This window comes from Stygiolobus sp. RP850M (assembly GCF_037389295.1).
In the GTDB taxonomy this organism is placed as follows: Archaea; Thermoproteota; Thermoprotei_A; order Sulfolobales; family Sulfolobaceae; genus Stygiolobus.
The window spans coordinates 1-8,508 of sequence record NZ_JBBHKU010000011.1; the positions used below are offsets into that span (position 1 = coordinate 1).

Sequence of the window (8,508 nt, forward strand, 5' to 3'; positions counted from 1 at the left end):
ACGCCAGGATAATAAAGAAGATAGCTGTAGACATAGGAAAAAGATACTCAGACGTTGCCGACGAGGTATTAGACTTAGGCCTAAAAGAATACGCTAAGAAGTACAACATCGACTTGGAAAAGTATAAATGAGAAAGAAAGATAAAATATAATGGGGGCAAAAGCCTCGTCCCTTCAATGTGGAGAGTTCAGATCTTTAACATTACAACTGCTCCTCTTCTCGGCATACTCGTCCGTTCTACCCCCCCCCCCCCCCCCCGTGAAATGATATACCCAGTATAAAATATAGTATATAACGACTCCATCATCTAGGAAATAAGTTAAATATTGTTTGAATAAAGAAATATATTATGGACGAAAAAGAAATAGTTCTTACCGCTTTGGAGCAAGTTGACAAATGGTACGTCCAATTAGCAGGAATAAAAGAAGATACTTTGTTAATAGTGTCAAAGAAACCAGTGCCCGAAAAACTAGTGGTAAACGGAAAGGAGTACAATGTCAAATATTACACACCAGAACAATATATCGAGACCATCAAGGTAAATGAAGAGGAATTTAGAAGTTTTCACATATACTATTTCGTGAAGATCTACATGAGAAAAGTCCTAGACCTTCTTACCCAACTGGAAGTAGAGAAGATGAGCCTAAATGAAGACCAACTGAGATAAGGAAAAACGTTTACTTTAAGACAACTCTTTTAGATTTCCCCTCCCATCTAGGTAGACCATTTACGAACTGAATATCTGCATGAACAAAAGCTACAGCTTGAATATCTGCAGCTATCTTCTTTCTCAACTCTTCAGACGGTTTATCCGTTTCAATTAGTACCTCGAACTTAGCAGGCTCCTTAGTAAATACCAACTGGTATTCCCTAATTTCTGGATATTTCATTAATACTTCATTTATTGCTGTTGGATAAATCTTTACACCCTTGTAAAATACTACGTCATCCACCCTTCCTTTAACGATCCTGATGGTCGGGAAGGGAATATCGTCGTTGCTCTCCTCAAGTCTTGTTATATCCCTAGTCCTATACCTGATTAGGGGCATTCCTTCTCTGGTTAAGTGAGTTATTACCATCTCCCCTTCCTCTCCCTCTCCTACTCTTTCCCCCGTTTCAGGATCAATAATTTCCACGTAAAAGTGATCGGTCCATATGTGCATCTTCTCGTGGTTATCATGAGGGCATTCCTGAGCTACTCCGGGGCCTACGGCCTCGGTTAATCCGTATATCTCTCTCGCCCCACCCCCATGAGAAGTCAGTGCTAATTCCTTGTCTATACGTGTTAGCATCTCCTTAGTCATAGCTTCAGCCCCTGGTATAGCAATACGTAAATTCAGCTCCTTTTCGGGGTCTATCCCTGCCTCTTTTATCTTCTCAGCTACATACAACTCGTAAGAAGGGGTGCCAGTAATTACAGTGACCTTGAAGTCCTTTAACGACTTTACTAATGCCTCTGTCCTGCCAGTCCCCCAAGGTATAACTTTAGCCCCGACTTTCTGTATTCCAATGTGAAGTCCTATTCCTCCAGTGAACAAACCGTAACCGTAGATATTGGCAACAACGTCATTTTTAGTAACTCCTGCAGCTCTTAACGACCTAGCGACCAAACTGGCCCATAACTCAATATCAGAAGATGTGTAAGCTCCTACCGTAGGTACACCGGTGGTTCCACTTGTCATATGCCATCCTACTAATTCTTCAAAAGGCACTGTTAGGAAATCTCCTCCATATGGATAAGCACTTCTCCTCAAATCGTCTTTAGTAGTAAAAGGAATCTTTACTAGGTCGTCTGGAGTCTTCAAATCGTCTGGTGTTAGCCCTCTCTCTTTCATTACCCTATGGTAATACGGGCTCTTCTCGTATACCCGTTTTATGATTCTTCTAAACCTGAAATTTTGTATTTCTTTTATCTCTTCCTTACTTAAAGCTCGGGGATCGGTTTCGTCATACGAGATCATGTTTTCACCTCACATAAAACCCGATGCCCGTCAGAAGTAAGGCTTACTTTAGCCCCCACCTTCGGAGCCCCTATTACCCAGCACATCAAATAAACCCCTTTTTCAGTCTTAGCAATACCAATTGTGTATCTGTCAAAGTTTTCAAAGCCCTGAGGTTTTTGTTCAACAACACTGTAAGTCATCAATTCCCCAGATTTACCAACATCTACCCACTCCATATCTGAAACCATACATTTAGGACAGTCCCTTTGAGGAGGGAAATACAAAGTTCCGCACTTTTTACACCTAGTACCCAAAACCTCTCCTCTCTTAAGCCCCTCCCAGAACGGCTTATACAACTCTTCGGCAGGTAAGGTATATTTCATAATAAGAGGTATCCCGTCCATGACTCTCACCTACTGTAAATTCCAACGAAAGCGTAATGTCCCGTACCTCCGACGTTATGAGTTAAAGCTACGTAGTTCTTAAAGGAATGTTGAACGGGTCCTGCCTCTTCTCTCAACTGCTTAACTACCTCATACACCATTGCAACACCGGTAGCACCCAGGGGATGACCCTTAGCTTTCAATCCTCCGAACAAGTTAACTGCAACTTTACCATCCTTCTCAGTCTGTCCTTCCCTTAGAAGAACAGCTCCCTTCCCCTTTTCTACGAATCCCAAATCTTCATATGCCATAATCTCGGCAATTGTGAAACAGTCGTGAACCGTGGCGTATTCTATATCGTGAGGAGTATAACCGCTCATCTTATACGACATGTAAGCAGCATCCTTAGCTGCCTTAAGCCCTACCCATTCACCCCTAGCTGCTATATAAGAAGTATCACTACTGTAACCCATTCCCCTTACCCATATAGGTGTGTCGATTTTCAATTCCCTTATTCTCTCTTCTGAGGCTATTATTGCAGCCGCTGCACCATCGCTTATTGGAGATGAGTCCAAAAGCTTTATGGGCCATGAAATAACCCTAGACTTCAGGACATCCTCAACGGCTATTCTGTTACGGAAATGGGCTTTTTCATTATAAGACGCGTACTTGTGAGCCTTCACGGCAGCAAAAGCCATATCTTCCTCAGTAGTCCCGAAAAGAGCCATATGCCTAGTCGCATACAAGGCATAATACGTCGGGAATGTAGTACCGTACATCTGGAATTCCCAATAATAATTCCCTCCCCTGCCTCCTATTGCTAAAGACGTTGAAGTATCAACTTCAGTCATCTTATCTATTCCTATAACTAGCACTATGTCAGCCATTCCAGAAGCAACTGCGTTTACAGCCGTAAACATGGCTGAACTACCAGTTGCACAAGCTGCCTCGACTCTCAATGGAGATTTTCCGACAAGTCCACAATACTCTGACACTGGAGGAGCTGGGTATATTTCAGTACCCCTATAAGCTGTACTTCCTATTACTGTAAGTTGAATGTCCTGCTGTGTCAGACCTGCATCTTCAAAGGCCTCTTTTACAGCCTCCCATGCCAGTTCCCTAACAGTGACATCATTTCTTCTCCCAAACTTACTCATCCCAACGCCGATAACGCCGACTTTTCTGTTCACAAATTAAATGCTGTTTTAATTATTTAAATAGTTTGTTATCTCAATAATTTTCCTACAGTATATGCAAATGGAAAAATAGGTATATCAGTCTATTTCATTCTTCATTAAAAAACGGTATAATGTAAGTTAGAAATATAATTTAGCGGAGAGAAGAGATACCAATGGGTTCTGAAATACTCGTGGAGGATAGAGGGAAAGTCCTCTTAATAACTATGAACAGACCTGAGAAACTCAACGCAATGAACAAAGAATTAAGAGACAACCTTATAAAGACGATAAGGGACTTTAATCGAAACCCGGAAAAGAGAGTCGTAGTAATCACCGGTGCAGGGAGGGCATTCAGTGTTGGTGCAGATCTATCGTCAATGAGCCAAGACCTAGCTGAGGATTTGAGAAACTCATTCCATGTAATCATAAAAGAGATTAGGTTTTCTCCGAAAATATTCATATCCGCCGTAAAAGGGGTTGCAGCAGGAGCCGGAATTAGCCTCGCATTGGCTACTGATATAAGATATACGACGAAGGAGACAAGATTTGTGACTGCTTTTCATAACATAGCCCTAGCGCCTGACAGCGGAATGACGTTAATGCTCCTAAGAATGGCTGGAATAAAAGCTGAGAAGTACGCTTTACTGGGCGGGGAGTTCACTGGAGAAGAAGCTGAGAAAATGGGATTATTTCAAGTTGTCGAAGACCCGCTAGCTGAGGCGTTACGTGCTGCCGAAAAGATAGCAAACGGACAATTCAAGAGTTACTCCGCAAGTAAAAGGCTAATAAACAGAGTAATGTACTACGACTTGGAAGATTTCTTGGACTATGAAGCAGCTATGCAGGGGGCTCTAGGAAAGACCTACGACTTCTCCGAAGGTGTAAAGGCTTTTTTAGAAAAGAGACAGCCCCAGTTTAAAGGTGAGTGAGATGAACACAGTGTTATATGAGAAAGTAGGAGATATCGGGATTGTAAAGCTAAACAGACCAGAAAAACTAAACGCTATAAATATGGAAATGGTAGAGGATTTCGTTAAGGCGTTCGATCAGGCTGAGAAGGATAAGGTGAAGGCGGTTATTGTTACCGGAATTGGTAGAGCTTTTTGTGCTGGTGCAGATGTAGGTGAAATGCTAAACATGCCAATTGAGGAAGTAGCTAGGAAAGGTCACGCCCCAATGTGGGAAAGGTTGAGAACATTCAGGAAGCCCGTCATTGCTGCCTTAAACGGTGTTACTGCTGGTGGAGGGCTCGAGTTAGCTATGGCTTGCGACATAATAATTGCTGCCGAGAGTGCAACACTAGGCCAACCAGAGATCAACCTCGGTATTATACCTGGTGCTGGAGGTACTCAGAGGCTGACAAGAACTGTAGGGAAATACAAGGGGATGGAAATGGTTCTTACGGGTAAAATGATCTCGGCTTGGGAAGCATATAGAAGAGGTTTAGTAGTCAAAGTCGTCCCTGACGAAGCTTTATTGGACGAAGCTATGAGGTTAGCTAAGGATATAGCCTCAAGGTCTGGGTTCGCAGAAGAGCTAGCTAAGGAAGCAGTGAACAGAGCGTTAGAGACGACCTTAACCCAAGGGCTTGAGTTTGAGAGGAGACAGTTCTACGTAACGCTAGCCAGTGTTGATGGTAAAGAGGGGATGAGAGCATTCGTGGAAAAGAGGAAACCCAACTGGACGAGTTAACTAGTTTTTACTTTCACCCTCCCCCATATATGCATATAAATGCATTTATAATGTATATAAATAGCATAATTTATGAGTATAAGAAGGCTCCAAAAAATAAAGGGCGGAAGTTATATTATTTCTATTCCTACGGATTGGGTAAAGAAAAACGGGTTGGATGTAAAGAGCGAACTTAAGGTTTATGAGACGGCAGACGGACTTAAGGTAAAACCGATCAAACAACCTAATGCCGAAAGGGAGGTAGAAATAGACGACTTGGACACAACACTTTACCTGATCTCGGTTTTCTACATGCAGGGAGTGTCTAAGATCGTTGTGAAGTCTAAGGGCACCATGACACCGGAGATTAAAAAGGCATTGAAGGAGTTACAGCTAACACACCCAGGTTTGGAGGTTGTAGATGAAAGTTTTACCAGTGTTACCTTCAACGTAAATTTCACTGTAAGCACAGACCTAATGAACTTAGTTAAGTCTTACGTAGAAAAGGTAAAGAAAATATTAGCCGATTTATTATCCGTACTGGACTCAATAACTCCAGAACTAAAGGAGGACCTTATTTTCAGGTGTGATAGTCTAATTAAAGACTACAGAGGAATAATAAGGAACATTGCAGTAGGTGTCCAGCTTGATGACGAGTATAACTTCAACTTACCATCTAAAGACATAATCCTTTACGCGATATTCATAAGGGATATGGGCAGGTTCGTCTCCCACTTAAAGCAGTTCATAAGCTTAACCGACAAAGGAATTAGAAAGGAAAATGTGATAACAGTATCAGAGATGTTTTCTAAAGCTACAGAGATGTTTTTCACTGAAAAGCTTGACGATATAAAGTGGTTAAGGTGGAAGATGAACGAGTTAGAAAATAATTGTAATTTCTCGGAGCCTTGTAAAGAACTGGTGAGGATGGCTTCCTATTGTATAGCCATGATGGACGATGCTGTGCATAAGACGGTGAGATTAATATGAATGAAAATTCATATAATTGATTTCCCTTAACATTTAATTTGAATAAAAAGTTTATATATGTCGTTTTGTAACAGAAGATCAGTAGATGTGTAATGGCAGATAAGTATTTGAATTTAAATTTTGAAGAAGCTCCAGATTTCCCTCCTAATAATGTCTATCCTCCCACGTGGACTTTTGACAACGATAAAGCATGGCAACTCTACAGAAGGGCTAAAAAAGAACAGTGGGATGAGGAGGCGATTAACTGGCAGGAAGTAAAGGAGTGGGCAAGCGGTCTAGATAGAAAACAAAAGTTAGCCGTAGCCTATTGGTGGTCTTTACTTTCTACCTTTGATAACGCTACCCCCGTGTTCGCCTACGCTGTAGTTAAGTCTTTCGAACAGCACTTACCTACGCCGGTAAAGGGGATCCTAACTACGATCACTTATGACGAGAACAGACATAACGTTATGTGCGGGTTAGGAATAAATAGCGTTTTGCCCGGGTTCCCGTACGACTTCAAGCCTCAAGATGAACTAGAGAGAAAGGCAGTGCTAAACGTGTTATGGACTTGGTGGAACGGATCTAGGTATTGGAAGGCATACTTAGAGGCTTATCACAAGTACACTTTTGACGTGCTATTCACATCATTTATGATGGGAGAAGCTGCAGCTACTACAGTGTTCTCCAGCATGTCTAAGGGAGCTAAAATAAAGGCTTTCCAAGAACTTTTTAAGAACACAACAGTTGACGAGACTAGGCATTACGCATTTACTCATTTAATAATGTCTCAGAACGCCGAAAAAATGGACGATGAAAGGAAAAAGTTAGTGACTAAACAAGTTAGAGCCGGTTTCGTATTCCTTTCCTTAATAACTTATTTGCCTCCTAAAGACTTCTGGAAATTACCTCCATGGTTTAATGAAGTTCACTTGAAAATGGAAGACCTAGCTAGAGATGCGGGATTCTATATACCCACCTTGGAGGAAAAAGAAAACGCTTGGAAGACAGCAATAGTGAGGGTAGGAGCATCATTAAAGCGTTACAACATAAAGATGCCCTCAATTCCCGAACTGGGGATAACGGGAGAAGAGGATATTCCTGACTTTGACGAAGGAGATATCATACCGGTGTTCTAAAGGTGAAGGTAGCGGTCATCGGATCGGGCGTAATGGGTAGTGGAATAGCTGAAGTTTTTGCCATCTATAAGAACGAAGTGCTCCTTTATGACAAGTACGAGGAAGCTATAAAGAAAGGTTTAACCAATATCAAGTGGTCGTTAGAGAAACTGTCCGAGAAAAGGAGAATAAATGAGACCCCCGAAAGCATTCTGACAAGGATCCAGATAATCAGAAGTCTAGAAGAGGTCAAGGGCTCTGAACTCGTAATCGAAGCAGTGCCCGAGGACTTCAACCTTAAGGTGAGTATATTTAAGGAGGTCGAGAAAAACGTAGATTACTCAACGATGATAGCTACGAACACAAGCAGTCTGCCTATAACAGAACTGTCGATGGCATTAAACAAAAGGGAGAGATTCTTGGGACTACACTTCTTTAACCCTCCAGTACTAATGGGTTTAGTAGAAGTGATAAAGGGAAACTATACATCGTCAGAAGTATTTGAGAAAGGAATAGAAATAGTAAAAAGTATAAAGAAGGAACCTATACCGGTTCGGAAAGACGTGATCGGTTTCGTAGTTAACAGAATACTCTTCAGGGTATTCACTTCAGCCTGCAAACTAGTGAGTGAGGGTAAGTATACTGTTCAAGAGGTCGATAGTGCAGCTAAGTATACTCTAGGATTTCCCATGGGTATCTTTGAACTTCTAGACTACACCGGTATCGACACTAATTACCTTATAAGTAAGGAAGTTAAAAGTAGAGGATTTAATTTCGATTGCCCGTTAATAAATGATCTTTACACAAAGGGTTACTTGGGGACTAAAGTTAAGAAAGGGTTCTACGACTGGTCGGCTGGGAGACCTATAATACAAAAGACCAGTAGAGAGCCCTCACCATCTGAAATACTAGGTGACGCGATAGACGAGGCAGTTTGGCTGATTAAAAACAACGTATCGACTGAAGATGAAATAAATAAGGCTACAAAGTTGGGCTTAGGTTGGCCTAAAGGTATCCTAGAATACGCAAAAGAAATCAACTATGTTTAGGACGTATCTTATTAACTTTTTCTTCTATTTCGAAAATCGACATTATTTTAAGTATTTTTAATCCTATCTACTTCTTATTAATTAGCTTTTTTATTCTCCTTATTTCGCCGCCTTAGTTACTCTTGTTTTAAACATATATTTCTTAACTTTAAGTTGTACTAGTAAATCCATATTTCTGTTAATTGTGATATTGGTAG

9 protein-coding genes are annotated in these 8,508 nt (G+C 41.3%); 6 read left to right on the forward strand and 3 right to left on the reverse strand.

The annotated features are described in order from the left end of the window. Window positions 1-349 precede the first annotated feature (349 nt). A complete protein-coding gene (locus WIW52_RS00585; RefSeq protein WP_337701828.1) occupies window positions 350-667 on the forward strand; it encodes a hypothetical protein in 318 nt (105 codons plus the stop codon). A 10-nt stretch (window positions 668-677) separates the two neighbouring features. On the opposite strand, the gene WIW52_RS00590 is transcribed toward WIW52_RS00585, so the two are convergent. From WIW52_RS00590 to WIW52_RS00600, 3 genes are read right to left on the reverse strand one after another with little or no spacing between them, the layout of a single operon-like run. Next, window positions 678-1,961, reverse strand: a complete 1,284-nt coding sequence (locus WIW52_RS00590) for a phenylacetate--CoA ligase family protein (protein WP_337707909.1) — start codon at window positions 1,959-1,961, stop codon at window positions 678-680. Next, window positions 1,958-2,347: a Zn-ribbon domain-containing OB-fold protein gene (locus tag WIW52_RS00595; RefSeq protein ID WP_337701832.1), complete on the reverse strand. Its 390-nt coding sequence runs from the start codon at window positions 2,345-2,347 to the stop codon at window positions 1,958-1,960. Before WIW52_RS00595 ends, WIW52_RS00590 begins: the two co-directional genes overlap by 4 nt. Window positions 2,348-2,352: 5 nt before the next feature. Continuing rightward, entirely contained in the window at window positions 2,353-3,516 is a 1,164-nt protein-coding gene (locus WIW52_RS00600) for a thiolase domain-containing protein (RefSeq protein ID WP_337707912.1), read from the reverse strand. 161 nt (window positions 3,517-3,677) lie between these two features. Between WIW52_RS00600 and WIW52_RS00605 the strand changes: the two genes are divergently transcribed. The 5 genes from WIW52_RS00605 (at window position 3,678) to WIW52_RS00625 (ending at window position 8,311) form a co-directional block, all read left to right on the forward strand. After that, on the forward strand, window positions 3,678-4,433 hold the full coding sequence (locus WIW52_RS00605; RefSeq protein WP_337707913.1) for an enoyl-CoA hydratase-related protein: 756 nt from the start codon (window positions 3,678-3,680) through the stop codon (window positions 4,431-4,433). Between the two features lies 1 nt (window position 4,434). After that, on the forward strand, window positions 4,435-5,196 hold the full coding sequence (locus tag WIW52_RS00610) for an enoyl-CoA hydratase/isomerase family protein (RefSeq protein WP_337701837.1): 762 nt from the start codon (window positions 4,435-4,437) through the stop codon (window positions 5,194-5,196). Window positions 5,197-5,268: 72 nt separating this feature from the next. Next, on the forward strand, window positions 5,269-6,165 hold the full coding sequence (locus WIW52_RS00615; protein ID WP_337707914.1) for an AbrB/MazE/SpoVT family DNA-binding domain-containing protein: 897 nt from the start codon (window positions 5,269-5,271) through the stop codon (window positions 6,163-6,165). 107 nt (window positions 6,166-6,272) lie between these two features. Continuing rightward, window positions 6,273-7,283: an aminobenzoate oxygenase gene (locus WIW52_RS00620; protein WP_337707917.1), complete on the forward strand. Its 1,011-nt coding sequence runs from the start codon at window positions 6,273-6,275 to the stop codon at window positions 7,281-7,283. Between the two features lie 2 nt (window positions 7,284-7,285). After that, entirely contained in the window at window positions 7,286-8,311 is a 1,026-nt protein-coding gene (locus WIW52_RS00625) for a 3-hydroxyacyl-CoA dehydrogenase family protein (RefSeq protein WP_337707915.1), read from the forward strand. The last annotated feature ends 197 nt before the right edge of the window (window positions 8,312-8,508 follow it).

Excerpts from the sequence above, each read along its gene's own strand:
- WIW52_RS00615 (WP_337707914.1), top strand. The coding sequence starts at position 5,269 with ATGAGTATAAGAAGGCTCCAAAAAATAAAGGGCGGAAGTTATATTATT.
- WIW52_RS00590 (WP_337707909.1), bottom strand. The coding sequence starts at position 1,961 with ATGATCTCGTATGACGAAACCGATCCCCGAGCTTTAAGTAAGGAAGAG.
- WIW52_RS00595 (WP_337701832.1), bottom strand. The coding sequence starts at position 2,347 with ATGGACGGGATACCTCTTATTATGAAATATACCTTACCTGCCGAAGAG.
- WIW52_RS00605 (WP_337707913.1), top strand. The coding sequence starts at position 3,678 with ATGGGTTCTGAAATACTCGTGGAGGATAGAGGGAAAGTCCTCTTAATA.
- WIW52_RS00610 (WP_337701837.1), top strand. The coding sequence starts at position 4,435 with ATGAACACAGTGTTATATGAGAAAGTAGGAGATATCGGGATTGTAAAG.
- WIW52_RS00585 (WP_337701828.1), top strand. The coding sequence starts at position 350 with ATGGACGAAAAAGAAATAGTTCTTACCGCTTTGGAGCAAGTTGACAAA.